We start from the raw sequence: 25,656 nt of genomic DNA on the forward strand, positions 1-25,656 counted from the left end.
CGTGCGACAAGTGGCTCCTATGGTGAGTGCAAGGGTAGCGGGGCGTCGCGACCCTCCCCTCATTCCGCGACGCTCCGCTATTCCTGACCTCTGGGGGCGGACGGAAGGACATTTCATGATGCGTCGGACCTTTGCCACCGTGGCGCTTGCCGCCGGCACCCTTGCTGCCACCCTTGTCGTGGCCCAGCCCACCACCGAAACCGCCCAGCGCCCCGTGCGGGAGCCGATGACCCGCGCCATGGCGGAGGAGCGGGCGGCCGCCCTATTCTCGCGCCTCGATGCCGATGGCGATGCCCGCCTGACCGAGGCCGACCGCGCAGCCCGTTCGGCAGATCGCCAGGACCAGCGCTTCGCCCGGCTTGATACCGATGGCAACGGCGCGATCAGCCGTGCCGAGTTCGATGCCCATGTCGGCGAACGCGCCGGCCAGCGCGCCGAACGCCGCGAAACCGCCGGCGAGCGGCGCCATGGACGTGACCGCGCCGGGATGCGCGGCATGCGCGGCGAGGCCCGCCAGATCATGGCACGCGCCGATGCCGACGGCGACGGCGTGATGACCCAGGCCGAATTCACCAGCGCGGCCCTGGCCCGCTTCGATGCCGCCGACACCGACCGCAGCGGCACGATCGAGCCGGGTGAGCGCCGCGCCCGCGGTCGGCCCGCACCTGCGGCCACACGCTAGGTCTGGCCAAAGCGCGCGATTGGGGGCAGATCACCGTGGATATGGCTGACCAGGCGGAAATCCGGCTCTTGCTGGTGGATGACGAGGCTTCGCTGCGCGAGCCGCTGGCCGATTACCTGGCCCGCCAGGGCTTCGTGGTCGAGCAGGCGACCGACGCGGCGAAGGCCCGCGCCATCCTGGCGGCCGAGCACAAGCCCGACCTTGTCCTGCTCGATATCATGATGCCAGGCGAGGACGGGCTGTCGCTGTGCCGCCACCTGATCGAGGCACGCCAGTTGCCGGTGATCTTCCTGACCGCGCGGGGCGAGGCAACCGACCGCATCGTGGGGCTGGAAATCGGGGCCGACGACTATGTCGTCAAACCGTTCGAGCCGCGCGAACTGGTCGCCCGCATCCGCTCGGTCCTGCGGCGCACCGCCCGGCAGTTGCACGTGCCGCAGGAAGATGCGCTGTACGAGTTTGAAGGCTGGCAGCTCGATCCGCTGAAGCGGCGGCTGGTCGATCCCGAAGGCACCGTGGTGCCCATTTCCAGTGCCGAGTTCCGCCTGCTGACGGCCTTCCTCGACCATCCGCGCCAGGTGCTGGATCGTGACCGGCTGCTCGACATGGTGCAGGGCCGCGAAGCGCACCTGTTCGACCGGGCGGTGGACAACCAGGTCAGCCGCCTGCGCCGCAAGATGGAAACCGACAGCCGCGATCCCAAGCTGATCCAGACGGTGTGGGGCGGCGGCTATCGCCTGGCGGCCGACGTGCGGCGGGTGGCCCAGGAAACCGCGTGATTTCCCGCCTGCTCCCCAAGAGCCTGCTGGGGCAGATGCTGCTGGCCGTGGCTGCCGCACTGCTGGTGGCGCAGACCATTTCCGCGGTGCTGCAATACCGCGCCAGCGAGCAGCGGCGCGAAGCCATTGCCGCCAACGGCCTGGCCTTCCAGCTTGTCACCCAGCCGCATTTCGAGAACCTGCGCCCCAACGCCGGGGGCCGGCGGGCCATCCTCGGCCGCTGGCAGCGGCTGCAGGTGGAGACGACCAGCCGCAACCCCATCCTGCCCGGCGAATCACGCGATGCCGTGCGCGAGGATACCATGCGCGCGATCCTCAACCAGCAGGGGCTTGATCCGCTGGAGCTTGTAGTGGTGACGCGCCCGATCGCCCGCGATCCCTATGTCATCAACCAGCTGGACCGCGGGGAGCAGCGCGAGTGGCGCCACGGCCAGTTGCTGGTGGCGGCCATGCGGGTGGAGGGTGATGACCAGTGGCGCGTGGCGCGCTGGGCGCTGGGCGGACCCGACCGGGATGCGCTGGCAGGGCTGATCGCGCAGACCCTGCTGCTCTATGTTGTGCTGGTGGGTGGCCTGGCCCTGTTACTGATGCGCATTACCCGGCCCCTGAAGGCGCTGACCAACCGGGTGGAGCGCTTTGCCGAAACCCGCCAGGCAAGTGGCCAGCTCGAACCCAGCGGCCCTGAGGATACCCGCCGCCTGATCGAGGCGCACAACCTGATGGAAGCGCGCATCGCCGCGCTGATCGACGAGAAGGACGTGATGCTGGGCGCGATCGGGCATGACCTGAAGACCCCGTTGGCGGCCCTGCGGGTGCGCATCGAATCGGTGGAGGACGAGGCCGAGCGCCAGCGCATGGCGCACACCATCGAGGACATCACCCGCTCGCTGGACGACATCCTCTCTCTCGCCCGCGTGGGCCGGCCCAGCGATCCGCTGGAACGCACCGACCTGGGAGCGCTGGTCTCCTCGGTGGTCGAGGAGTACGAGGACATGGGCGAGAACGTGGTGCTGGGCGATACCGTGCGCGTGGCCCTGCGCCTGCGCGCCACCTGGCTGCGACGGGCCCTGCGCAACCTCATCGGCAACGCCCTGCGCTATGGCAGCGAAGCGCGCGTCAGCATGGAGAAGCAGGGTTGCCAGGCGGTGATCCGCATCAGCGACAACGGACCGGGCATCCCGGCAGGTGAAATCGCCACGATGATGGAGCCGTTCACCCGTGGCGAAGCCTCGCGTAACCGCGAGACCGGCGGAGCAGGCCTGGGCCTGACCCTGGCGCGCGCCATTGCCGAACAGCACGGTGGCAGCCTGGTGCTGGTGAACGCGCAGGACACGCAGGGCAAGGTTACCGGCCTGACCGCCGAACTGCGCCTGCCGCTGGCCGACTGACCGGCCCATCCCTCGCCAAACCCCAAAAAAAGGGCCCGGTCGAAACCGGGCCTTGAAAAGTTTTGGGAGAGGATGCCTGAAAGGCCTGATCTTTATGCGGTGAGGCCCTTCTTCTCGCAAGTGCGAAAAACGCAACGGCAGTTGCATTTGCTGCAACATATTTTAACTGCATGATTTATCAAATTTTTTGAGGCGATATTGATCTTGTGCAATGCACAATTCGAAATTGTGCGATGCGGCATTGCGGGATTTTCGTTGCAGCGCGTCATGCATCCGGCCAGTGCGCGGCTTTCCGGTCCCGGTGCTGCCGCACGTCGGCCACGGCACCGTGCGCACATCTCCGGGCGCATGGTGACAAGCAGGCACGCGCTGGACTAAGAACGGCGGACAAGGTGGAGGCGAAATGAAGAAGCTTTATCCCGATGCAACCACAGCGCTGGATGGCCTGCTGCGCGACGGCATGCTGATCGCCAGCGGCGGGTTCGGCTTGTGCGGCGTGCCAGAGCGGCTGCTGGCCGCAATCCGCGACAGCGGGGTGAAGGACCTGACCTTCGCCAGCAACAATGCCGGGATCGACGGCGAGGGCATCGGCATGCTGCTGCGCACCCGCCAGGTGAAGAAGATGATCTCGTCCTACGTGGGCGAGAATAAGGAATTCGAGCGGCAGTACCTTTCCGGCGAGCTGGAGGTGGAATTCTGCCCGCAAGGGACGCTGGCCGAGCGGATGCGGGCCGGCGGGGCAGGTATCCCCGGTTTCTACACCAAGACAGGCGTGGGCACCGCCGTGGCCGAGGGCAAGGAAGTGAAGATCTTCCCCAACCGCGACGGGCAGGACGAGGAATTCATCCTGGAGCGCGGCATCTTTGCCGACCTGGCGATCGTGAAGGCGTGGAAAGCGGACGAGACCGGTAACCTGGTGTTCCGCAAGACCGCGCGCAACTTCAACCTGCCCGCAGCCACTTGCGGCCGCGTGTGCGTGGTGGAGGTGGAGGAAGTGGTGCCGGCGGGCAGCCTCGATCCCGATGCCATCCACCTGCCCGGCGTCTATGTGCAGCGGATGATCGTGGGCGCGCCCTACGACAAGAAGATCGAATTCACCACCACGCGGGAGCGGGAAACCGCCTGATATGGGCAAGCGCGGCTCCGGGCGGTATCTGCGGTTGGCGGGCGTGCTGCTGGGGGCCTGCGCGCTATCGGCCTGCAACAGCCCGTTCAACATCCTGGCGCGGCTGGACGGCCCCTATATCAGCCCCGAGCGGCGGGCCGAGATAGCCTATCGCGCGGCCGTGGAACGCCAGCGGCTGGAGTCCGAGGCGGCGGCGGGTGCCGCCGCCTCGGCGCCCGCGCCCGCACCCGCCCCGGTCGTGGTGCAGAGCGCCCCGCTGGCCAGCCAGCCGCTCGCCAGTCCGCCGGTGGCGCAGGCACGGGCCGAATTGCCGCCGGCACCTGCCCCGGCCCCGGTCATCGCCGCAGCCCCGGTGCCAGCCCCCACTCTGGCACCGGCACCGGCCCCAACCCCTACCCCGGCCCCCGCCCCCGTGCTGGCCGCTCCGGCTTCGCCCATCTCCCCTGCTGCCGGGCTGATGGGCCCCGTCGCCACGCGTGAACCCGCGCCCGCCCCTCTCGAAACGCGCCTGCCCTCGGCCTTCGATCTGACCCCGGCGCAGCCCGCACCGCCGCGCCGCGCGGCCCAGCCTGCAGCGCAGGTTGCCAGCCCCGCCCCTGCACCCGTCGTCGGGGCCCCGGTTCCGGCTCCCGCCCCCGCTCCCGCCGCTCCGGCACTCGCCGCCACACCTGCGCCTGCACCCGCAGCTCCACCGGCCACGCGGGACTTGCAGCGCGCTGCCGCTGCCGCCGGACTGGCCGTGGTCAGCGCCCTGCCCTCGCCCGATGCCGCCGCCGCCGATGCGCTGCCGGGCCAAAGTGGCGACGCCCTGCGCGCCTTCTATGATTTCGCACTGGAGCGGCTGGAGGCCATGCCTGCCGCCGGCAGTCGCCAGTCCATGCTGCTGGCCGATCCATCCAGCCTGGACCCCGAACTGCAGCGGTGCGGCAACCTGCCGCCGGCCGTGCTGATCGATCTCGATCCCGGCAACGGCCTGCTGCCCCTGGTCAGCACTGACAGCGCCAGCCCGGAACTGGCCCGCTACCTGGGTCTGCTGCGAGAGCGGGGTGTCACCGTCTACTGGATTTCCGGCCATGCCCCCAATGCCGCCAGCCAGATCCGCCAGCGCCTGGTGGCAAGCGGGCTGGACCCCAGCGGCACCGATCCGCTGATCGTCACCCGCTTCGCCGGCGAGAGCAAGCAGGCCCGCCGCTATGGCCTGGGCACCAGCAACTGCCTGCTTGCCATGATGGGCGACCAGCGCGGCGATTTCGACGAACTGTACGATTACGTGCTCGATCCGATCATGGCCGCGCCGCTGGAAGAGCATGTCAACAACGGCTGGTTCCTGGCCCCGCCCCCTCTCGACTGAAGGATACCCATTCCATGACCACCCACGATGGCCTGACCAAGGGCTGGACCCGCGACCAGATGGCCGCCCGCGCCGCGCAGGAATTGCAGGACGGGTTCTACGTGAACCTGGGGATCGGCATTCCCACGCTGGTGGCCAACCACGTGCCGGAACACATGGAGGTGACGCTCCAGTCGGAGAACGGCATGCTGGGCATCGGCCCCTTCCCCTATCCCGACGAGGTGGATGCCGACCTGATCAACGCTGGCAAGCAGACCATCAGCGAACTGCCGCACAGCGCCTATTTCGACAGCGCCGCCAGCTTCGCCATGATCCGCGGCGGGCATATCGACCTGACCGTGCTCGGCGCGATGGAAGTGTCCGAAGGGGGCGACATCGCCAACTGGATGATCCCGGGCAAGATGGTGAAAGGCATGGGCGGTGCCATGGACCTGGTCGCCGGCGTGAAGAAGATCATCGTAGTGATGGAGCACGTGGCCAAGGACGGCAGCCCCAAGTTCATCCCCCAGTGCACCCTGCCGCTGACCGGCCGCAACGTGATCGACATGATCATCACCGATCTGGCCGTGTTCCAGCGGCCGGACCACCAGTCACCTTTCCGGCTGATCGAGCTGGCCCCCGGCGTGACGGCGCAGGAAGTGGCGGAAAAGACCAGCGCCCATTACGTGAACTGAGGCGGGCGTGGCCTACACCCTGATCACCGCCAACCGGAACTATTCGAGCTGGTCGCTGCGCCCCTGGCTGCTGATGAAGGCGCTGGGCATTCCCTTTGCCGACCGGATCGAGCCCTTCACCAAGCCTGCCAACTATGACGAGTTTCGTGCCTTCTCGCCCACCGGGCAGGTGCCGGTGCTGCTGGACGGGACACGGACGGTGTGGGATTCCCTGGGGATCACGCTCTATCTGGCGGATCGCTTCCCGCAGGTCTGGCCGACCGGCGAGGCCGCGCGGGCCTTTGCCATGTGCGCTGTTTCCGAGATGCACGGCGGCTTCTCCGCCCTCAGGAACCAGTGCACGATGAATGTGGGCGTGCGGGTGCAGAAGCCGCCGTTCGATGCCGCGCTGGCGCGCGACGTTGCCCGCATCCACGAACTGTTCGAGGAAGGGTTGGACCGGTTCGGCGGGCCGTGGCTGGCGGGGGCGGATTTCAGCGCCGTGGATGCCTTTTTCGCCCCGGTGGCCTGGCGCGTGCGGACCTATGGCATCGATGTTGGCCGCGGGCGAGCCTGGGTCGACACCGTCATCGCCCATCCCGCCATGCAGCAGTGGGAGGCCGAAGCCCTGGCCGAGACCTGGCGCGAAGAGAGCCACGAAGCCGAACTTGGCGGAGCGGGCGAAATCGTGGCGGATTACCGCGCGCCCTGAGGCCGCTTGACATCGCACCCAAACTGACAGATATTTCTGTTATGACAGAAACAAATGTCGAGTCGAGCAAGTTGCCTCCCGCCGTGGAAGCCTTCGTGCTGCGCTGGGGTGACCTGGGAGGGCAATGGGGCGTCAACCGCAGCGTGGCGCAGATCCAGGCGCTGCTGCTGCTGTCCGATCGCCCGCTGACGGCGGAGGACATTGCCGACAAGCTGGGCCTGGCGCGCAGCAACGTATCCAACAGCATCAAGGAACTGCTCAACTGGAAGCTGGTGTCCCGTGTCCCCGTGCTGGGTGACCGGCGCGATCACTTCGTGGCCGAAACCGACATGTGGCAGATGGCCAGCAAGGTGGCGCAAGGCCGCAAGGAACGCGAGATCGACCCGATGGTCGCCGCAATCCACGCCGCGATGGAGCAGGCGGACGACCCGCACATCAGCAAGGAAGTGCGCCTGCGCCTCAGCAACATGAACGATTTCATCACCACCGTGGACACCTGGTACGGCCAGATGATCCAGGTGCCGCCACAGCAGATCATGCGCCTGATCCGGCTGGGGGCCAAGGTGGTCAACCTGCTCAAATACGTGGGAGGTAAGGACAAGTCCAAGGGGTGACGAGGGTGCCCCCCTTTTTTTGCCACATCATTTCTCTTTTTGCAGAATTAACAGGAGGACAAGATGCTTATCGAACTCAGCTATGCCGCCTACCTCACCGCCAGCATCGGCATGACCGTGTGGGTCGCCCGCACGCTCAGCAGCAACGGCGAGATCTTCCTGGTCGACTGCTTCGGGCACGACGAGAAGCTGGCCCGCAGCACCAACCACCTGCTCGTCACCGGCTTCTACCTGGTCAACATCGGCTTCATCCTGCTGGCGCTGCAACTGGGCACCGAGCCTGCCACCGGGCCCGAAGCGATCCGCTTCATCGCCACCAAGGTGGGCCTGGCCGTGCTGGTGCTGGGCCTGTGGCACTTCTTCAACATGCACCTGATCGCCAAGTTCGGCCGCAAGGTGGGCCGCTGGCTGCGCGAGGCGGCGGTGTTGAACGGGTGAGTGAACCGGCGGGCGGCACCACGCCGCCCGCCGCCACTTTAGGGGAAACGGATTATGGTGCAGATCACACATGGCATGGGCAGTGGGATCGCTTGCGGCGCGCTCGCTGCGACGGGCACATTGCTGGCCGCCTTTTTTCTGGCGGGAGCAGGCGAAACGCTGGAATGGGAAGCGCTGGCCTATGTCCTGCCTTTCCTTGTCATCGTCTTACCCTCCGCCTCCTTCCTGATCGCGCTGACGGCGCTGGTGCTGGGGCTGCCGGTGATGTGGCTTCTCGACCGGATGCATTGCGCCAGTCGCGCAAGCCTTGGCCTGGCAGGTGCAGCGGTTGGGGCGGCCCTGTTCGTGGTGCCTTCGCTGGATGACGCCGGACGCTTGGACACCGACCTGCTCGCCTTCGTTCTGGCCGCTGTTGCGGGAGGAGGGGTGACAGGGTGGGTCTGGGGTGCATTGCAGGAACGCCTGCAGGCAGCCGCACAGCGCCCGGTGCCAGCTAACCGCATCGACGACCAGCGCATGTTGCGCTGACCGGGTTCAGGCGGCGCGGACCTGCTCGACAAGATCGCCCGCCATGCGGTGCATTTCCGCCGCCGGATTCGCCCCCAAAGCCGCCAGCAGCCGCACCCCCTCACCCGCGCGCCGCTGCAGCCGGTCAGTCGCCCGCACCGGCCAGTGATCGTCCACCGGCATTCCGGCCAGCACGGGAAACGCACCGCGCAGCCGCTTCACCCCATGTTCCCCCAGCGCCTGCAGCAACTGGCGCTGGAGGAAAGCATCCGCCACCTCAGCCATGTCCCCGTGCACCTCGGCAGCTTCCACCAGCCGAACCAGGAACGCCTGCCCTTCGTCCGCCTCCAACCCGGCGTGGATCGCAGCGACCAGCAGCATCAGCGGCAGCGGAAAGCCGGTGGCGGCGTGGGCCGCAGGCAGGTCGGCCCCCGGGCCTGCCAGCCGCTCCAGCGCGGTCCCTTCCCCCGCCTGCGCCAGCCGTTCCAGCGCGGCCAGCCGAAGCAACTCGTCACCGTGAAAGGCCAGGAACGTCATCATCGCCAGGGCCTTGTGGCCTGCGACAATTCGCGACGCAATCCGCGCGGCTTTCCCTTTGCCCCGCAAAGCGATTGCGGGCACAATCGCCGCCGCTTCGGCCCCGGCCGCGGCGGGTGAGAGAACACAGACACATGACCATGCGCCGCAGCACGCCCTGGGTGGCCCTGCTGATCCTGACCGGGATCAGCACCATCGGCTTTATCGACCGCATCGTGGTGAACGTGCTGGTGGAGCCGGTGAAGGCCGAATTCGGCCTGTCCGACAGCCAGGTTTCGCTGATGGGTGTGGCCTTTACCGCGCTCTACATCGTGATCAGCCTGTTCATCGCCCGGCTGGCGGAGCGGGTGCGGCGGATGTCGCTGATATCGTTCGGCACGCTGGCATGGTCGGCCGCCACGGCGCTGTGCGGCTGGGCCACCGGGTGGACCAACCTGCTGCTGGCCCGCATCGCCGTGGGCGTGGGGGAAGGCGTGGGCCTGCCCGCGCTGCAATCGGTGGTGACCGACTATTACCCGGCGCACAAGCGCGGCTTCGCCCTCAGCGTGCTGATGCTGGCCCCGCCGATCGGCGCGGCCGTGGGCTTCATGGGCGGGGCGATCATCGCGCAGGAATTCGGCTGGCGCCACACCTTCCTGGTGGCGGCAGTGCCCGGCGTGATCCTGGCGGTCCTGGCCTGGATCTTCATTGCCGAACCGGCGCGCGGCCAGCATGATGTTGCCGCAAGGGCAGATACTGTGCCGCCCGTGCGCGCCGTGCTGGGGCGGCTGTTTGCCCTGCCCAGTTCGCGCCACCTGGTGTTCGGATCGGCGCTGGCGGCAGCGCTGGGCTTTGGCCTCAACTACTTCTTCACCTCGCTGATGATCCGCCAGTTCGGCGTGGGGCTGGGCGAGGCCGGGTTCTACGCCGGCCTCATCGCCAGCGCGCCCGCGATCGTCTCGGTGCTGCTGCAGGGCTGGCTGGCCGACCGCTTCGGGGCGAAGAACCCCGCGGCCTACATGTACATCCCCGCCGCCTGCCTGGTGCTGGGCGGCCCGCTCTATGTGCTGGCGATCACGCGTGACACGCTGCCGCTGTTGCTGGGCTTGGTGAGCGTGACGGCTTTCCTCAACTTTGGCTACCTGGGCGTGACCTATGCCGCGCTGCAGAACCTGATGCACCCGCGGATGCGGGCGACAGCCTCGGCCCTGCTCAATTCGATCTACGCCATTTCCGGCGCGGGGGGGCCGGTGGTGGTGGGGCTGCTGAGCGACCACTTTGCGCAAGGCCAGGGGGCCACGCAGGGGCTGGTGACGGCGATGGCGGTAACCGGCGCGCTCTACGTGTGGGCGGCGCTGCACTACTGGCTGGCAGGCCGCCGCTACCGTGCGGACCTCGCCCGCACCACCGCCGAGGATGCAGCGCAGGCGGCATGAAAAAGGGGGCCGTCTGGCCCCCTTTCAAAACTTGCAGTGCTCAATCAGTCCGGCCCGTGAAATCGGTCCGCAAGGCCGAACAGCTGCCCGCAGCGCAGGCCGTCAGGCCGGGAGCGAGGACAGCCGTTGCGAAGCACTGCCTCCGGCAGAACGGGCCGGATGGCCCCGCCGGCGCCTGACGCGAATCAACTCAGCGCGGCCTTCAGATCGTCGACCAGGTCGGTCCGCTCCCACGGGAAAAGGTCGCCTTCAGGCGTGCGGCCGAAGTGGCCATAGGCTGCGGTCTTGCGATAGATCGGCTTGTTGAGGCCCAGGTGGGTGCGAATCGCGCGCGGGGTCAGGCCGCCCAGCTTGGCCAGGCCCAGGATCGCCGCCTCGATCTTGTCGTCACCCACGGTGCCGGTGTCGTGCGTATCTACATAGAGCGACAGCGGCTTCGACACGCCGATGGCATAGGCGATCTGGATGGTGCAGCGCGTGGCGAGCCCTGCAGCCACCACGTTCTTGGCCAGGTAGCGGGTGATGTAGGCGGCCGAGCGGTCCACCTTGGTCGGGTCCTTGCCGCTGAACGCGCCGCCGCCGTGGGGGGCCGCGCCGCCATATGTGTCGACGATGATCTTGCGGCCCGTAAGCCCGGCGTCACCATCCGGCCCGCCGATCTCGAAGCTGCCGGTGGGATTGATGTGGTATTCGGTCTCGCGCAGCAGAACCGGCGGGATCACGTCGGCCACCACGCGCTTCACATAGGCGTGCAGCTCGGCTTCCTTCTCACCCTCGTCATAACCCGGCGCATGCTGGGTTGAGACGACCACGGCGGTGGCGGCCACCGGCAGGCTGCCTTCGTACTTCAGGGTCACCTGGCTCTTGGCATCAGGCTCAAGGAACGGGGCCGCGCCGCTGTGGCGGTCGGCCGCCATGCGCTCCAGGATCTTGTGGCTGTAATAGAGGGTGGCCGGCATCAGGTCGGGCGTCTCGTCGGTGGCATAGCCGAACATGATGCCCTGGTCGCCCGCGCCTTCATCCTTGTTCGCGCCCGCGTCCACGCCCTGCGCAATGTGTGCCGACTGGCCATGCAGGCGGTTGATGAACTCCAGCTTCTCCCAGTGGAAGCCGTCCTGCTCGTAGCCGATTTCCTTCACGGTGTTGCGCACCGTGGCCTCGATCTCTTCCTTCGCGCCCGGAGCCCACTCGTCGTTCTCGTACACGCCCTTGCAGCGGATCTCGCCCGCCAGCACCACCAGCTGGGTGGTGGTCAGCGTCTCGCAGGCGATGCGCGCTTCGGAGTCCTTCGACAGGAAAAGGTCAACGATCGCGTCGGAAATCTGGTCGGAAACCTTGTCCGGATGGCCTTCGGAAACGCTTTCGGACGTGAAGAGATAGGATTCGCGCATGGTCGGTACCGGTCCTTCGAAGGTTATGGCCTATAACTACGTAGTCGGGTCTAAGGGCGGGCTTGCCGCAATGCAACAAGAGCCAGCAGCAGAAAAAGTGCGGCCCACGATAGCGCCAGCATGTTGCCCAGGCGGGCGAACAGCGTGGGCGGCAGCGCGGGCGGCACCAGGGTATCGATCCGGCCAGCCTCTCCGGTGGCCAGGAAGTGGCGGACCACGCCGTGCGCATCGATTACGCCGGAGATGCCGCTGGGGGTGGCACGGATCACCGGCAAGCCCTCCTCGATCGCGCGCATCCGCGCCTGGGCAAAATGCTGCGGGGGGCCGGCCGCGCCGAACCATCCGTCGCTGGACCCGTTGCTGATGTAATCCGGCCGGTTATCGCCATCCACCACCTGGCCCGAGAAGATGATTTCATAGCAGATCTGCAACCCGGCCTTGCCGAAAGCCCCCAGGTCCATCGTCTGCGGGCCCGGGCCGGGCAGGAAATCGACCGATCCGGGCACCAGCCGCGAAAGGCCCAGCGGCTCCAGCAGGTCACGCATGGGCAGGTATTCGCCATAAGGCACCAGGTGCGCCTTGTCGTAATAGCCGACCAATTGCCCGCTGCCGTCCACCGCCAGCACCGAATTGCGAGCGCCGCTGAGGCGGCGGTCCGCGCCGAATTCCAGCCGCTGGCCGCCGGTCAGCAGCATGGCATCGCGGCCGATGGCGCGGGCAATCAGGTAGCGGGCATAGACCGGCGAGCCGAGCGCGGTTGTGCGATCGTAATGGCGCTGCGGATACCCTTCCTCCAGGTAATCGGCCATGCCCGCTTCGGGCCACATCACCAGCCGCCGGGCGGGCGTGGCGTCAAACCCCACGGCGCGGCGCGACAGGTCGGTCAGCCGCTGGAAGTTGGCTTCGTAGAACAGCGGATCGTTGATGCGCGGCTGCGGAATGCCCGGCTGCACCACGGTAACCGGCAGGGTGCCATCCTCCTGCGCCGGCGCGGGCCAGTACATACCAGCCGTTACCAGCGCGGCGGCCAGGCCCGCAGGCAGCCAGCGCCGCTGCGCCAGCAGCAGGACCAGCCCGGCCCCCAGCAGCACTGCCAGCCCGGACAGGGCATAGGTGCCCATCACCGGCACCAGCGCCGCCAGCCCCGGCCGGTCGAACGGCCCCAGCAGCACCATGCCGAACGGGTTCCACGAATAGCCCGTGAAAACCCAGCTGCGCAGCCATTCGGCCACGATCCAGCAGCCGGCAAAGGCCAGCACGCTGGCGTGCCCGCCGCGTGTGCCCGCCAGCCGGCGCGCGCCAAACGCTGCCAGCATCGGATAGACGGCCAGGTACACCGCCAGCAGCGGTACCGCCGCCCAGCCCAGCACGGCGGGCATGTTCGCCTGGTAGGTAAAGGCCGTGGCGATCCAGTTGTTGCCCAGGGTGAAGTGGGCCCAGCCGAACAGCCAGCCCAGCCAGGCGGCCTGTTTGGGCGAGGAGGTATGCGGCAGCAGCCAGGCGAACAGGCCTATCGCCAGCAGGGCCAGCGGCCACAGGCCCAGCGGTACGAAGCCGGTGGCCGAAACCACGCCCAGCGCCAGCGCGGCCCAGGCGGGACGGCGCAGCAGCGCGGCGCGCAATCGGCCAACCTTCAACGGCCCACCATTCAACGGCTCAGCGGCAGGCCCGGTCATCGGGCGGGTCCAGGATCAGCCGACAGCTTCCAGCGCCTCGCCGCCACCATCGCCTTCGCTCTTCTTGCGCGGAGTGCGGGTGCGGCGCGGCTTGGGAGCGGGAGCAGCCTCGGCGGTATCCACCGGCACGGCCGGCTCCTCCTCGGCTGCGGAGCGCGAGATCGACGGGGGCAGCATGCCCGGATCGAAGGTGGGCGCAGCTTCCTCGCCCGCGTCGGCACGGTTGCCATCGCGTTCGGCGCGGTTGTCCTCGCGGCGCGGGCGGCGTTCGTTGCGGCTGCGGTTGTCGCGATCACGGTTGTCGCGCCCCTCGCGCCCCTCGCGCCCCTCGCGGTCGCGGCGCTGCTGGCGCGGGGCCAGGAAGGGGTTGGCCTCGTCCTCCACCGGATCGCCCTCGGTGCCGCGCGGCATTTCGGGTTCTTCGTCGTCACCCTGGGGTGCGCGCTCCTGGCGCTGCTGCTGCGGGCGGCGATCGCCGAAGCGGTCGTCCTCGAAATAGTCATCGCCATCGTCGGCCTCGCGGTCGCTGCGCTGGCGGCCCTGGCCCTGCTGCTCATCCTTCTGGGCCTTGGCATCGGCGATCACGCGGAAATAGTGATCGGCGAACTGCAGGTAGTATTCGGTCTGCACCCGGTCGTCGTTCAGCGAGGCCTCGTGCGCCAGCTTGCGATACTTTTCCAGCATCTGCGGGGCATTGCCGCGTGCCCGACTGTCGATCCGGTTGACCGGATTGCCGCCTCCGCCGCCGCCACGATTGTTGCCGCGGCCGCGCCGACGATTGTTGTTATTGCGTTGGTTGTTCAAAGGAAATTCGCTTCCTTATTGGGACCGGATGCTTGGTGTGCCGGTCACATGACCCCTCTAGGTCACAGCGCGCATGGTGCTGTGGTCTTGTCCGTGTTTGCGCCGGGAAAAGGGCGGTTGGCCGCCACTTACAGAGCAAATGTGGAGTTAGGCCCCGGGTGCAAGCATTCCCCTGCGCACCGCTGGCCTGAGACGGAGGTAGCCACTCGCACGGGGTTTGCCAAGTCCTAATCGGTGGAATGGCGCAGGACCACGGCGCGCGGACGGCCGGCCAGATCGGGGCGAACCTCGCTGGAGAACCCGGCAACGGCGGCAATGGCGCTGACGGCGGGCCCCTGTGTATGGCCGATTTCCAGCACCGCGATCCCGTCCGGAGCAAGCAGCGCGGGCAGTTGCGGGATCAGGACGCGGTAGTCGTCCAGCCCCTCCGGCCCGGCGAACAGCGCGCCTGCGGGTTCGTGGTCACGCACGGCGGGATCGAGCGGGGCGTCGGCCTCCACATAGGGCGGGTTGGCCAGGATGAGGTCGAAGTGCCCCAGGCCTGCCGCCCAGCCGGGCTGGTTCCAGTCGGCCTCCACCAACCGCGCGCGACCGGCGAGGCCCAGAGCTGCGGCATTGCCGCGCGCCACGGCCAGCGCGCCGGGGGAGCAATCGATGCCCATGCCGGTTGCAGCAGGGCACTCGGCCAGCACGGTCAGCAGCAGCGCGCCGGTGCCGGTGCCGCAATCGAGCACGTGCTGCGGTGAGGGGTATGCGGCAAGTGCGGTCTCCACCACGCTCTCGCTGTCGGCGCGCGGGATCAGCGTGGCGGGGGTGACGCGGAACGGGCGGCCATAAAACTCCTGGTTGCCCACGATATAGGCGACCGGTTCGTGCCCCGCGCGCCGCTCCACCAAGGCGGCAAACATGGCGGGTTCCTGCGCGTCCATGTGCCGCAGCAGCAGGTCGGACCGCGACACGCCCAGCGCATGAGCCATCAGCACCTCGGCATCCAGCCGCGCGGTATCGCTGGTGGCGGCGAGGCGGGCGGCGGCGGCGCGCAAGGCTGCCGCAATGGTCACTCGCCCAGCGCCGCCAGCCGCTTGGCCTCGTCCTCGGTGGTGAGGGCGTCGATCAGTTCGCCGAGGCCCGTGCCTTCGAGAATTTCCGGCAGCTTGTGCAGGGTCAGGCCGATGCGGTGATCGGTCACCCGACCCTGTGGGAAGTTGTAGGTGCGGATGCGTTCGGAACGGTCGCCGCTGCCGACCATCGCCTTTCTCGCCTCGGCCTCGGCCCCGTGGGCTTCGGCGCGGCGGGCTTCGTAAAGCCGGGCGCGCAGCACCTGCATGGCCTTGGCGCGGTTCTTGTGCTGGCTGCGCTCGTCCTGCATCGCCACCACGATGCCGGTGGGCACGTGGGTGATGCGCACCGCCGAATCGGTGGTGTTGACGTGCTGGCCGCCCGCCCCGCTGGAGCGGTAGATATCGATCCTCAGGTCATTATCGTCGATCGTCATGTCGACTTCGCTGGGTTCGGGCAGCACGGCCACGGTGGCGGCACTGGTGTGGATGCGCCCGCCGCTTTCGGTGACGGGCACGCGCTGCACGCGGTGGACCCCGCTTTCGAACTTCAGCTTGCGGAACACGTTCTGGCCGGTGACGTTGGCGACGATTTCCTTGAACCCGCCCACTTCGCTGGCGTTCATCGAGACGGGTTCGACCTTCCACCCCTGTGTAGCGGCAAAGCGTTCGTACATCCGGTACAGGTCGCCCGCGAACAGCGCCGCCTCGTCGCCCCCGGTCCCGGCGCGGATTTCCAGCATGGCGGGGCGGGCATCGGCCTCGTCTCGCGGCAGCATGGCGAGGCTCAGGGCGCGTTCTGCTGCCGGCAGGCGCTGCCTGAGGTCGGCCAGCTCCTCCTCGGCCATGGCCTTCATCTCGGGGTCGCCAAGCATCTCGGTCAGGCTCACCTGCTCCTCGCGCATGGCCTGCACCTCGGCGGCGGCCTTGGCCACCGGCTCCAGCTCGGCATAGTCGCGGCTGGCCTGGACGAAGGCCTCGCCCTCCAGCTGGCCGGACGCCATGCGCGCTTCCAGCTCCGCAAAGCGGTGTGCGATTTGCTGGAGGCGGTCGGCGGGGAGGGTCACTGTGGTTCTCTACTCAACGTCATCTCGGACTTAATCCGGGATCAGGCTTTCTACCGGCGGCGGTGGAAAAAGAATGCTGGACCCCGGATTAAGTCCGGGGTGACGAATGGGTTTGCTAGCCCTCGCCTGACAAGCTGTCATATGGGGCAGGCAGACGCCCAAGGATCGACCAAAGGTCGCTCATTGCGTCCTCAGGGCCAGCCTTCAGGTTGGTCAAATGCAACACGTCTCCGCTGCTTTCGGCCTTCCTGACATACAGAATTGCATCAACGTTTTCCCTCTTCGCCTTCTCCGCAAGCTTTTTGCCCTGCCCGCGATAGTAAGTCCAAACATAGAACTTTCCATTCGCAGTGGATCGCAAGCACGATGCAATGCGGTCAGCTTCCTCACGCATTTCAGGATGATCGGGAACTATAGCGAATACCGGCGTCGGATCGAACTCAACGTCCTCTCCCCCCACCAGCATCGCCAGCCGCTCGATGCCCGCAGCCCAGCCCACCGCCGGAGTGGCAGACCCACCCAGCGATTCCATCAGCCCGTCATAGCGCCCGCCGCCCAGCACGGTGCCTTGTGCGCCCAGCCGGTCGGTGACGAATTCGAACGCGGTGTGGCGGTAATAGTCGAGGCCGCGCACAAGGGCGGGGTTGCGGGTCCAGGCCACCCCCGCGGCGTCCAGACCGCTGGTCACGGCGGCGAAGAAATCCTGCGCCTCGCTGCTCAGGAACTGGTCGATCTGCGGCGCATCGCCCACGAAGGCCTTGTCGCGCGGGTCCTTGCTGTCGAGGATGCGCAGGGGGTTCTTCTCCAGCCGCTCCTGCGAATCTTCGGAAAGCTGATCCCGCACCCCGGCAAAATGCTCGATCAACGCTGTCCGCCACGCCTCGCGGCTGTCGCCATCGCCCAGGGTGTTGAGGTTGAGCACCACGCCATCGGCAATGCCCAGTTCCTTCAGCAACTGGTCGGCCATGGCCAGCAGCTCCACATCGGCCTGCGGTTCGGCCGCGCCGATCACTTCGGCGTCGAGCTGGTGGAACTGGCGATAGCGGCCCTTCTGCGGGCGCTCGTAGCGGAACAGCGGGCCGTGGGTGGCCACCTTCAGCGGGGCATACTGCTGCCAGCCATCGGTGAGGTAGGCCCGGGCGATGCCGGCGGTGAATTCGGGCCGCAGCGTCAGGCTTTCGCCGCCGCGATCATCGAACGAATACATTTCCTTCGACACGACATCAGTCGTCTCGCCCAGACTGCGGGCGAACACCTCGGTCTTCTCGAACACCGGCATTTCCACGCGGCGGAAGCGGTAGAGCTTGCGCACCCGCTCGAAGGTCTCGACCACGTGGGCGAAGGCCTCGGCCTCGGCGCCGAAAATGTCCTGGGTGCCACGGATGGCTTGCGGGGTCTGGGGTTTGGCCATGTCGCGCCCTCTAGTGGCTTTTGCGCCCCTCGCCAATTCCCTGCTGTTTGACCCCCGTCAACGCGCGCCCGCCTGCCAGCGGTCATTTGCCACAGTCAAACAAGTGGAGAGACGACTCATGGCCCATTTCCCCAACACCCCCGGCCAGACCGGCGTGCTGCGCCCGCTGCGGCTGGAAGGCGATATCCTTGACCTGGAGGTGGAGGGCGAGATCCCCAGCCAGCTCAACGGCACCTTCCACCGCGTCCACCCCGATGCGCAGTTCCCGCCCAAGTTCGAGAACGACCAGTTCTTCAACGGCGATGGCATGGTCAGCATGTTCCGCTTCCACGATGGCAAGGTGGATTTCCGCCAGCGCTATGCCCAGACCGACAAGTGGAAGGTGGAGCGCGCCGCGGGCAAGAGCCTGTTCGGCGCCTATCGCAACCCGCTGACCGATGACGAAAGCGTGCAGGGCATGATCCGCGGCACGGCCAACACCAACGTGATGGTCCACGCCGGCAAGCTCTATGCGATGAAGGAAGACAGCCCCTGCCTGATCATGGACCCGCTGACGCTGGAAACCGAGGGCTACACCGATTTCGGCGGGAAGATCAAAAACCAGACCTTCAACGCCCACGCCAAGATCGACCCGGTCACCGGCAACATGTGCAACTTCGGCTATGCGGCAACAGGCCTGTTCACCACCGATTGCAGCTATTTCGAGATCGATCCCGCCGGCAACGTGCTGTTCGAGACGTTCTTCGAGGTGCCGTACTACTGCATGATGCACGACTTCGGGGTGACGCAGGACTACTTCGTGCTGCACATCGTGCCGTGCACCGGCAACTGGGAACGGCTGCGCGCGGGCAAGCCGCACTTCGGCTTCGACAAGACCTTGCCGGTGTGGCTGGGCGTGCTGCCGCGCGGGTCCGGCGTGACCGGCAAGGACATGCGCTGGTTCAAGGCGCCCAAGACGATCTTCGCCAGCCACGTGATGAACGCCTTCCAGGATGGCACGAAGATCCACTTCGACGTGCCCCAGGCGGAAGGCAACAGCTTCCCCTTCTTCCCCGACATCCACGATGACAGCTTCGATCCGGTGGCGGCGCTGCCCTATCTGCACCGCTGGACGGTGGACATGGGATCGAACAGCGAGGAGTTCTCCTCGGTCACCAGGCTGACCACCTGGATCGACGAGTTCCCCCGGCTGGACGAGCGCTATGTCGGCCAGGCCTATCGCCACGGCTGGGGCCTGGTGATGGACCCGGAAATGCCGATGGACTTCCTGCGCGGGCGCGCATCGGGCTTCAAGATGAACAAGATCGGCCACTGGGACCACGCCACCGGCAAGGAAGACTGCTGGTGGGCCGGCCCCGAATCGATCGTGCAGGAACCGTGCTTCGTGCCCCGCCACAAGGACAGCGCGGAAGGCGATGGCTATATCATCGCCCTCGTCGACAACCTGATCACCAACTATTCCGACCTGGTGGTGCTGGATGCCCTGCGCCTGGCAGATGGGCCGATCGCGCGGGCCAAGCTGCCGATCCGCCTGCGCAGCGGCCTGCACGGCAACTGGGCGGATGCCAGCAAGCTGCCGCTGGCAGCATGACCGGATAAGCCCCTCGGGTCGCATCCAAGGGTGTATGGGGGACAAAGGAAAGGCCCGGCCGGCGGGGACGCCAGCCGGGCCTTTCTGCTGCAGCCAGGGGCGCTCTCTCCCTCGCCCCGGCGCAAGCGATCCCTATTCGGCGGCCTCCAGGAAGCGTTCGTCGATGCTTTCCTCGGCCTCCCAGCTCTTCAGCTCGGGCAGGACCTTGGCGGCGAACAGTTCCATGTTGGCGCGCGCCTCGTCCTGCGGCATCCCGCCGTAGTAGACGTGCGGGAAGAAGCCCTGCGGTTTGAACTGCTCCTTCAGCTCCCACATCCGCTCAAGGATCATCTGCGGGGTGCCGGTTACCGCGCCCTTGGCAAAGTTCTCGACATAGGGCTCGATCTGGTCGGGGCTGAGGACCATGTTTTCGTACTGCTCGTAGCCCTTGATGTGCGGGAACTTGCCGGGCGTATCCAGGTGATAGTTGCGGATCGCCGCGCGCATGGTGTTGCCCAGGTACTTCTCGCCCTGCTCCTGCGCGAAATCGGCGCTTTCGTGGACGTAGTAGTTGCCGCCCAGCAGCGGCGGGGGCGGCGTGGTGCCGGGGCCGTTCACCTCGGCCCAGACCTCGGCATATTTGTCGGGCTTCGCGTCGGCCCCGCGCTGGGGCAGCATCAGGATCATGTTGCCGCAGCCGTGGCGGGCGGCGGTGTACATCGAGGAGCCCGACAGGCTGCCGCAGAACTTGCGGCCTTCAAAGCTCTTGACCGGGCCGGGGCGCAGGGTCTGGCGCGGGATCGTGCCGAAAGCGCCCTCGCCCTCGATCACGCCGGTTTCCAGCGCGGGCAGGACCACGTCGAGGATATCGTTATAGAGCGCGCGGCTCTGGTTCATGTCGATCCCCAGGCCGGCAAATTCGTGCTGCGCCAGCCCGCCGCCGAAGCCCAGGATGGCCCGCCCGTTCGACAGGATATCGAGGTTGATGATCTTCTCGGCCAGCCGCGCCGGGTTGTGCCACGGCACGATGATGCACTGGGTGCCCAGCTTTACCCGCCTTGTGCGACCGGCAATGTAGGTCAGCAGTTGCAGCGGGTCGTTCGACATCGAGTAGTCGGAAAAATGGTGTTCCGTGATCCACACCGAATCGAAGCCCAACTCCTCGGCATAGATCAGGTTTTCCACTTCCTCGCGCACGAAGCGGGCATCGTTGTAGGCAGTGCCGCGCTGGTGGGCGAAGCCGCTCGCAAGACCGGTGTGCATGGGCCAGCTCTCCTCTCTCCCGAACCATTGCAGGCGGAGCCGTTGGCCCGACTCCCGTCACCGCAATGATCACGGGCGTTACAATGGCGGCAAATTTACCCGCTGGCAATTGACCTGTGGCATTGCCCGCATGGCTGGGCTAACGCACGCCCGGTTTTGGGAGGGGATGCCGCAAACACCTGCAAACAGGGACCGACATCCATGCGTATCGAGTTTATTCCTGCGGGCGACAATCCGCCCGACAGCCTCAATGTGATCATCGAGGTGCCGACCGGCGGGGAACCGGTGAAGTACGAGTTCGACAAGGAAAGCGGCGCCCTGTTCGTGGACCGCATCCTGCACACGCCGATGCGCTATCCGGCGAACTATGGCTTCGTGCCGCACACCCTGTCGCCCGATGGCGACCCGCTGGATGCGCTGGTGATCGCGCGCAGCCCGTTCATCCCCGGCTGCGTGGTCCGCGCCCGCCCCATCGGCGTGCTCAACCTGGAAGACGAGCATGGCGGTGACGAGAAGCTGATCTGCGTGCCGGTCGATTCGACCTTCCCGTACTATTCGGACGTGGGCGAGCGGCAGGACCTGCCCAGCATCGTGCTGCAGCAGATCGAGCACTTCTTCACCCATTACAAGGACCTGGAAGCCGAAAAGTGGGTCCGCGTGGGCGCCTGGGGCGATGCCGCCGAGGCGCGCCGGGTGACGGTCGAGGCGATCGAGCGCTACCACGCCGCCAAGAAGGACTGAGGGGCAGATAAGCGAACGGCCCCGCAACCCCCCGTTGCGGGACCGTTCGTCCCCCCAAAATCATGTGGCCAAAACCGTTTGGCCGAAACCGTATGGCCGGTGATGCTTCAGGCCAGCGTACGCTCCACCAGCAGGAAGAATCCGGTCATCGCCAGCGGCAGGCCCAGCGCGGCGGACCAGATCAGCGACCGGTCGCGGGCGAAAGCCCCGGCCAGCGCGGGATCGGCAGCCTGGGCATCACCCAGCTCGCTCCAGCGCGATTCCAGCAGCCGCCAGGCGGGGATCACCGCCAGCACCAGCAGCACCAGCGCGAAATAGGGCAGCAACGAGGCGCTGGCCCCGCCGCCCTTCAGCACGAAGGCGTTCGCGACGATCTGGATGGTGGTATAGACCAGCAGCGACCAGGCAACGTGGTTGCTCATGCGCTTGCGCCAGTCCAGCGCGGCAGCCTGCTGCGGAATGCGCTGTGTAACGGTGCGATCGAGGGCCTTCTCCATGGCGCCCAACTCCCCCTTCAACCTTATCGGCCTTTGCGGCTCTGATACAGGTTATTACACTTCCGCGACATCCCTGCAAGAGTGGTAACTATGTGTTCAGCCGCCCGGCGCAAGACCGTGCCGCAATGGGCCATGCAGGAAGCCTGCCAATTTCCCTTCAATGCCGCGCCAGAGATGCTAGAGCCACGTGAATGAGCAGTGTTGACGCCAATCCGGCACCCGTGAACGCCAGCCCCGCCCTGCCCCCGCAAGGCGGCCTGGAGGTGATCTCCATCGCCAAGAGCTATGACAAGCGGGCGGTGCTGACCGATATCTCGTTGACCGTGGCCAAGGGGGAGGTGCTGGGCCTGCTGGGCCCCAACGGCGCGGGCAAGACCACCTGCTTCTATTCGATCATGGGCCTGGTGCGCCCCGATTCGGGCCGCATCCTGATGGACGGCGTGGATGTCACCAAGCTCCCGATGTATCGCCGCGCCATCCTGGGCCTGGGCTACCTGCCGCAGGAAACCAGCATCTTCCGCGGCATGACGGTGGAGCAGAACATCAACTGCGTGCTCGAAATGGTCGAGCCCGATGCCAAGGTCCGCGCCGAGGAGCTGGAGCGGCTGCTGGAGGAATTCCACATCACCCGCCTGCGTGACAGCCCGGCCATGGCCCTGTCCGGCGGTGAACGCCGCCGCTGCGAGATCGCCCGCGCCCTGGCGGCCAAACCCAGCATCATGCTGCTGGACGAGCCCTTCGCGGGCATCGACCCGCTGTCCATCAGCGACATCCGCGACCTGGTGAAGGACCTGAAGCGGCGCGGCATCGGCGTGCTGATCACCGACCACAACGTGCGCGAGACGCTCGACATCGTGGACCGCGCCTGCATCATCTATGGCGGGCAGGTGCTGTTCGCCGGCTCCCCGCAGGAACTGGTGGCCGACGAGACAGTGCGCCGCCTCTACCTGGGCGAAAGCTTCACGCTCTGATGCAGGGCGCGGAGGGGATCTAGGCGATGGCACTGGGACCCAGGCTCGACCTGCGGCAGAGCCAGTCGCTGGTGATGACGCCGCAGTTGCAGCAGGCGATCAAGCTGCTGGCGCTGTCGAACCTGGAGATCGAGACCTTCATCGGCGAGGCGCTGGAGAGCAATCCGCTGCTCGACGCGGGCGAGATGCAGGTGGTGGAAGCGCCGCCGGAGGCCCCAGAACCCGCCACGGCCGACGAGCTGATGCTGGCCGGTGCCGGCGAGGCCGATGCCCCGCTGGATATCGATCCCGACGCGCTCGACCGCGATCGCGACACGGGTGACTGGGCAGCGGCAGGCGGCATGGCGGGCGGCGAAGAAGGCCCCGGCATCGACGAGCACGGCGACGGCGAGGCCGACCTTGCCAGCCACCTCGAAGCCCAGATCGGCCCCGCCGCGCCGGACGCACGCACCGCCTTCATCGCCCGCCACATCGTGGGGCTGCTGGACGAGGCGGGGTACCTCCCCGTCCACCTGCGCGATGTATGCGCCGATCTCGGCATCGCCATGGCCGAGGCCGAAGCCGCCCTCGCCCTGGTGCAGAGCCTCGACCCCACCGGCGTGGGCGCGCGCACCCTGGGCGAATGCCTGGCGCTGCAGGCGAAGGAGGCGGACCGCTATGACCCCTGCATGCAGGTGCTGATCGCCAACCTGGACCTGCTGGCCAAGGGCAGTTTCGCGCAGCTCAAGCGCATCTGCGACGTGGACGACGAGGACTTTGCCGACATGCTGGCCGAGCTGCGCGGCTATGACCCCAAACCGGGCCTGCAATTCGCGCGCAGCGAGCGGACGGCGGTAACCCCCGACCTGCTGGTGACGGCGGCCCGCGGTGGCGGCTGGGACATCCAGATCAACCAGGCCACCCTGCCCCGACTCGTCATCAACCGCGACTACTATGTGGAACTGCGCGGCGGCTGCACCGACAAGGCCAGCAAGGCATGGCTGAGCGAGAAGCTGGCCGATGCCAACTGGCTGATCAAGGCGCTGGACCAGCGGCAGAAAACCATCCTGAAAGTGGCCGCCGAGATCGTGAAGCAGCAGGACGGCTTCTTCAGGAAGGGCGTGTCCGAGCTCAGGCCGATGACGCTGAACAAGGTGGCCGAGGCGATCGAGATGCACGAAAGCACGGTCAGCCGCGTGACCTCCAACAAGTACCTCCACTGTGATCGCGGCACGTTCGAGCTGAAGTACTTCTTCACCAGCGGCGTGGGTGCCGGGGCCGACGGCGAAGGCGGCGCCTCGTCCGAAGCGGTGAAGGCGCGGATCAAGGCGCTGATCGATGCCGAGAAGGCCGATGCCATCCTGTCCGACGATACGCTGGTGGACATGCTGAAGGCAGAAGGCTTCGACCTGGCCCGCCGCACCGTGGCGAAATACCGCGAGGCGATCGGGCTGGGGTCCAGCGTGCAGCGCAGGAGGCAGAAGAAGCTGGCGGGGGTGTAAGCCTGCCCGGAAGCGCAGCCAGATCGCGAGCGCAGCGAGGGCAAGGCCAAACGGCCGCCCGCAGGTGCCGCGAAACGCAGGGGAGCGCACAGCACCGAGCCCCGTTCGTCCGGATGGGCGAGCGAAGGAAAAACACTGTGACTCGAAAGACTCACCCAGAAAGTTAAGACGGCCTAAACCTGTTATTAACCTTTTTTGGTGAGAAGTTGCGTGGTTAATTCCGAGCAACCTCCCGCAAAGGGGAGGGTGACCGCTTACGGGACATCAAGGGGACCGCACAATGCGCGTGCTGCTGATCGAAGACGAACCGACGACCGCCAAGGCGATCGAACTGATGCTGACCACCGAAGGCTTCAACGTCTATTCGACGGACCTGGGCGAGGAAGGCCTCGATCTGGGCAAGCTGTATGATTACGACATCATCCTGCTGGACCTGAACCTGCCTGACATGCACGGCTATGACGTGCTGAAGAAGCTGCGCGTGGCCAAGGTGCAGACCCCGGTGCTGATCCTGTCCGGCATCTCGGAAATGGACAGCAAGATCCGTTCGTTCGGCTTCGGCGCCGATGATTATGTCACCAAGCCCTTCCATCGTGACGAACTAGTGGCCCGCATCCATGCCGTGGTGCGTCGGTCCAAGGGCCACAGCCAGTCGGTCATCCGCACCGGCAAGCTGGCGGTGAACCTGGATGCCAAGACCGTGGAAGTCGATGGTGCCCGCGTCCACCTGACCGGCAAGGAATATGCGATGCTGGAGCTGCTTTCGCTCCGCAAGGGCACCACACTGACCAAGGAAATGTTCCTCAACCACCTGTATGGCGGGATGGACGAGCCGGAACTGAAGATCATCGACGTGTTCATCTGCAAGCTGCGCAAGAAGCTGTCGAGCGCCTGCGGCGGCGAGAACTACATCGAAACCGTGTGGGGCCGCGGCTATGTGCTGCGCGACGATGCCTCCGAAGCGGAAGCCGCGTAACAGTTTTCCCACCCCTTCAAGGGAACAGGACGGCCCGCCCCCTTCGTGGAGGCGGGCCGTTCCGCATCGGGTCAGCCGAACTGGCGCTCCAGCGCATCAGCCAGGCGCTCGCCTTCGCGCACTTCGGCCAGGGCCGCGTTGATCACCGTGCGGCACTGCGGATCGAGGTTGTCCATCGCCAGGGCGGCCTCCAGCTTTTCGGCCAGGTAGTCCTCGCCTTCCTCCACCCGGTTGATGGCCGCCTTGTCGCCGCTTTCGAACATGTCGGTGATCGACAGCCACATGCGGTGCAGCGCGCCGGTGGCGGTGCCTTCGGTCACCAGCGAACCGCCGTGGCGGACCAGTTCCTGGTTCAGCCTGTCGAGCGTCTCCTGCCGGCGCGCGGCGCGTTGCAGCAGGATTTCCTTCAGGCCCGGCGTATCGGCCTTCTCCGCCGCCTTGCGATAGCCTTCCACCGAATCGTAAGTGGTATCGATCAGGGTTTCGAGCGTGGTGGTGTCGAACTTCATCGGTCTGCTGCTCCTCTGCTGGCGTGGCGGGTTGCCGGC

26 protein-coding genes are annotated in these 25,656 nt (G+C 66.8%); 16 read left to right on the plus strand and 10 right to left on the minus strand.

All coding sequences use genetic code 11. The features are described 5' to 3' along the window. Positions 1 to 115 precede the first annotated feature (115 nt). The 10 genes from GRI99_RS04300 (at position 116) to GRI99_RS04345 (ending at position 8,271) form a co-directional block, all read left to right on the plus strand. On the plus strand, positions 116 to 682 hold the full coding sequence (locus tag GRI99_RS04300; protein ID WP_160770718.1) for an EF-hand domain-containing protein: 567 nt from the start codon (positions 116 to 118) through the stop codon (positions 680 to 682). A 41-nt stretch (positions 683 to 723) separates the two neighbouring features. Continuing rightward, positions 724 to 1,461, plus strand: a complete 738-nt coding sequence (locus tag GRI99_RS04305) for a response regulator (RefSeq protein WP_160770719.1) — start codon at positions 724 to 726, stop codon at positions 1,459 to 1,461. Beyond that, entirely contained in the window at positions 1,458 to 2,849 is a 1,392-nt protein-coding gene (locus GRI99_RS04310; protein WP_337192861.1) for a sensor histidine kinase, read from the plus strand. The genes GRI99_RS04305 and GRI99_RS04310 overlap by 4 nt, the downstream gene beginning before the upstream one ends. A 403-nt stretch (positions 2,850 to 3,252) precedes the next feature. Further along, on the plus strand, positions 3,253 to 3,975 hold the full coding sequence (locus tag GRI99_RS04315; RefSeq protein ID WP_160770720.1) for a CoA transferase subunit A: 723 nt from the start codon (positions 3,253 to 3,255) through the stop codon (positions 3,973 to 3,975). A gap of 1 nt (position 3,976) precedes the next feature. Further along, the gene (locus GRI99_RS04320; protein WP_160770721.1) at positions 3,977 to 5,326 is read left to right on the plus strand and encodes a hypothetical protein; all 1,350 of its coding nucleotides are present in this window, start codon (positions 3,977 to 3,979) and stop codon (positions 5,324 to 5,326) included. A gap of 14 nt (positions 5,327 to 5,340) precedes the next feature. After that, positions 5,341 to 6,000 (plus strand): CoA transferase subunit B, encoded by a 660-nt coding sequence (locus tag GRI99_RS04325; protein ID WP_160770722.1) that lies wholly within the window; start codon positions 5,341 to 5,343, stop codon positions 5,998 to 6,000. Positions 6,001 to 6,007: 7 nt separating this feature from the next. Continuing rightward, positions 6,008 to 6,691 carry a glutathione S-transferase N-terminal domain-containing protein gene (locus GRI99_RS04330; RefSeq protein WP_160770723.1) on the plus strand — a complete coding sequence of 228 codons (684 nt, stop codon included), beginning with the start codon at positions 6,008 to 6,010 and terminating at the stop codon, positions 6,689 to 6,691. A gap of 41 nt (positions 6,692 to 6,732) precedes the next feature. Continuing rightward, entirely contained in the window at positions 6,733 to 7,305 is a 573-nt protein-coding gene (locus GRI99_RS04335) for a GbsR/MarR family transcriptional regulator (RefSeq protein ID WP_160770724.1), read from the plus strand. 63 nt (positions 7,306 to 7,368) lie between these two features. After that, on the plus strand, positions 7,369 to 7,743 hold the full coding sequence (locus GRI99_RS04340; protein ID WP_160770725.1) for a hypothetical protein: 375 nt from the start codon (positions 7,369 to 7,371) through the stop codon (positions 7,741 to 7,743). Positions 7,744 to 7,797: 54 nt separating this feature from the next. After that, on the plus strand, positions 7,798 to 8,271 hold the full coding sequence (locus GRI99_RS04345) for a hypothetical protein (RefSeq protein WP_160770726.1): 474 nt from the start codon (positions 7,798 to 7,800) through the stop codon (positions 8,269 to 8,271). Between the two features lie 6 nt (positions 8,272 to 8,277). On the opposite strand, the gene GRI99_RS04350 is transcribed toward GRI99_RS04345, so the two are convergent. Further along, positions 8,278 to 8,790 (minus strand): hypothetical protein, encoded by a 513-nt coding sequence (locus tag GRI99_RS04350; protein WP_160770727.1) that lies wholly within the window; start codon positions 8,788 to 8,790, stop codon positions 8,278 to 8,280. A gap of 131 nt (positions 8,791 to 8,921) precedes the next feature. Here GRI99_RS04350 and GRI99_RS04355 point away from each other — a divergent pair, with 131 nt between their 5' ends. Then, positions 8,922 to 10,202 carry a spinster family MFS transporter gene (locus tag GRI99_RS04355; RefSeq protein WP_160770728.1) on the plus strand — a complete coding sequence of 427 codons (1,281 nt, stop codon included), beginning with the start codon at positions 8,922 to 8,924 and terminating at the stop codon, positions 10,200 to 10,202. Between the two features lie 185 nt (positions 10,203 to 10,387). On the opposite strand, the gene metK is transcribed toward GRI99_RS04355, so the two are convergent. The 6 genes from metK to hisS all read right to left on the minus strand — a co-directional run bounded on the left by metK (position 10,388) and on the right by hisS (position 17,609). Beyond that, positions 10,388 to 11,593 carry a methionine adenosyltransferase gene (metK, locus tag GRI99_RS04360; RefSeq protein WP_160770729.1) on the minus strand — a complete coding sequence of 402 codons (1,206 nt, stop codon included), beginning with the start codon at positions 11,591 to 11,593 and terminating at the stop codon, positions 10,388 to 10,390. A gap of 50 nt (positions 11,594 to 11,643) precedes the next feature. Further along, complete coding sequence (gene lnt, locus GRI99_RS04365) at positions 11,644 to 13,269, minus strand: apolipoprotein N-acyltransferase (protein WP_160770730.1); 1,626 nt, start codon at positions 13,267 to 13,269, stop codon at positions 11,644 to 11,646. A 15-nt stretch (positions 13,270 to 13,284) separates the two neighbouring features. Further along, the gene (locus GRI99_RS04370) at positions 13,285 to 14,073 is read right to left on the minus strand and encodes a DUF4167 domain-containing protein (protein ID WP_160770731.1); all 789 of its coding nucleotides are present in this window, start codon (positions 14,071 to 14,073) and stop codon (positions 13,285 to 13,287) included. Positions 14,074 to 14,300: 227 nt separating this feature from the next. Continuing rightward, positions 14,301 to 15,134 (minus strand): peptide chain release factor N(5)-glutamine methyltransferase, encoded by an 834-nt coding sequence (gene prmC / locus GRI99_RS04375; RefSeq protein WP_160770732.1) that lies wholly within the window; start codon positions 15,132 to 15,134, stop codon positions 14,301 to 14,303. Then, on the minus strand, positions 15,131 to 16,198 hold the full coding sequence (gene prfA / locus GRI99_RS04380) for a peptide chain release factor 1 (RefSeq protein ID WP_160770733.1): 1,068 nt from the start codon (positions 16,196 to 16,198) through the stop codon (positions 15,131 to 15,133). The genes prmC and prfA overlap by 4 nt, the downstream gene beginning before the upstream one ends. 115 nt (positions 16,199 to 16,313) lie before the next feature. Next, on the minus strand, positions 16,314 to 17,609 hold the full coding sequence (gene hisS, locus GRI99_RS04385; protein ID WP_160770734.1) for a histidine--tRNA ligase: 1,296 nt from the start codon (positions 17,607 to 17,609) through the stop codon (positions 16,314 to 16,316). A gap of 118 nt (positions 17,610 to 17,727) precedes the next feature. On the opposite strand from hisS, the gene GRI99_RS04390 reads away from it, so the two are divergent. Further along, complete coding sequence (locus tag GRI99_RS04390; protein ID WP_160770735.1) at positions 17,728 to 19,200, plus strand: lignostilbene-alpha,beta-dioxygenase; 1,473 nt, start codon at positions 17,728 to 17,730, stop codon at positions 19,198 to 19,200. A gap of 132 nt (positions 19,201 to 19,332) precedes the next feature. On the opposite strand, the gene GRI99_RS04395 is transcribed toward GRI99_RS04390, so the two are convergent. Continuing rightward, positions 19,333 to 20,442: an LLM class flavin-dependent oxidoreductase gene (locus tag GRI99_RS04395; RefSeq protein ID WP_160770736.1), complete on the minus strand. Its 1,110-nt coding sequence runs from the start codon at positions 20,440 to 20,442 to the stop codon at positions 19,333 to 19,335. A gap of 201 nt (positions 20,443 to 20,643) precedes the next feature. Here GRI99_RS04395 and ppa point away from each other — a divergent pair, with 201 nt between their 5' ends. Then, the gene (ppa, locus tag GRI99_RS04400; RefSeq protein WP_160770737.1) at positions 20,644 to 21,183 is read left to right on the plus strand and encodes an inorganic diphosphatase; all 540 of its coding nucleotides are present in this window, start codon (positions 20,644 to 20,646) and stop codon (positions 21,181 to 21,183) included. A gap of 107 nt (positions 21,184 to 21,290) precedes the next feature. Here ppa and GRI99_RS04405 read toward each other — a convergent pair whose 3' ends face one another. Continuing rightward, positions 21,291 to 21,680, minus strand: a complete 390-nt coding sequence (locus GRI99_RS04405) for a hypothetical protein (protein WP_160770738.1) — start codon at positions 21,678 to 21,680, stop codon at positions 21,291 to 21,293. Between the two features lie 191 nt (positions 21,681 to 21,871). Between GRI99_RS04405 and lptB the strand changes: the two genes are divergently transcribed. The 3 genes from lptB (at position 21,872) to ctrA (ending at position 25,108) form a co-directional block, all read left to right on the plus strand. Beyond that, entirely contained in the window at positions 21,872 to 22,651 is a 780-nt protein-coding gene (lptB, locus tag GRI99_RS04410; protein WP_160770739.1) for an LPS export ABC transporter ATP-binding protein, read from the plus strand. 26 nt (positions 22,652 to 22,677) lie between these two features. Then, positions 22,678 to 24,132 carry an RNA polymerase factor sigma-54 gene (gene rpoN / locus GRI99_RS04415; protein WP_160770740.1) on the plus strand — a complete coding sequence of 485 codons (1,455 nt, stop codon included), beginning with the start codon at positions 22,678 to 22,680 and terminating at the stop codon, positions 24,130 to 24,132. Positions 24,133 to 24,412: 280 nt separating this feature from the next. Beyond that, positions 24,413 to 25,108 (plus strand): response regulator transcription factor CtrA, encoded by a 696-nt coding sequence (ctrA, locus tag GRI99_RS04420; RefSeq protein ID WP_160770741.1) that lies wholly within the window; start codon positions 24,413 to 24,415, stop codon positions 25,106 to 25,108. Between the two features lie 71 nt (positions 25,109 to 25,179). Here ctrA and GRI99_RS04425 read toward each other — a convergent pair whose 3' ends face one another. After that, positions 25,180 to 25,617, minus strand: a complete 438-nt coding sequence (locus tag GRI99_RS04425; RefSeq protein WP_160770742.1) for a ferritin-like domain-containing protein — start codon at positions 25,615 to 25,617, stop codon at positions 25,180 to 25,182. Positions 25,618 to 25,656 lie beyond the last annotated feature (39 nt).

Origin of the sequence: Alteraurantiacibacter buctensis, from assembly GCF_009827655.1 — a bacterium.
Taxonomy (GTDB): Bacteria; Pseudomonadota; Alphaproteobacteria; order Sphingomonadales; family Sphingomonadaceae; genus Alteraurantiacibacter; species Alteraurantiacibacter buctensis.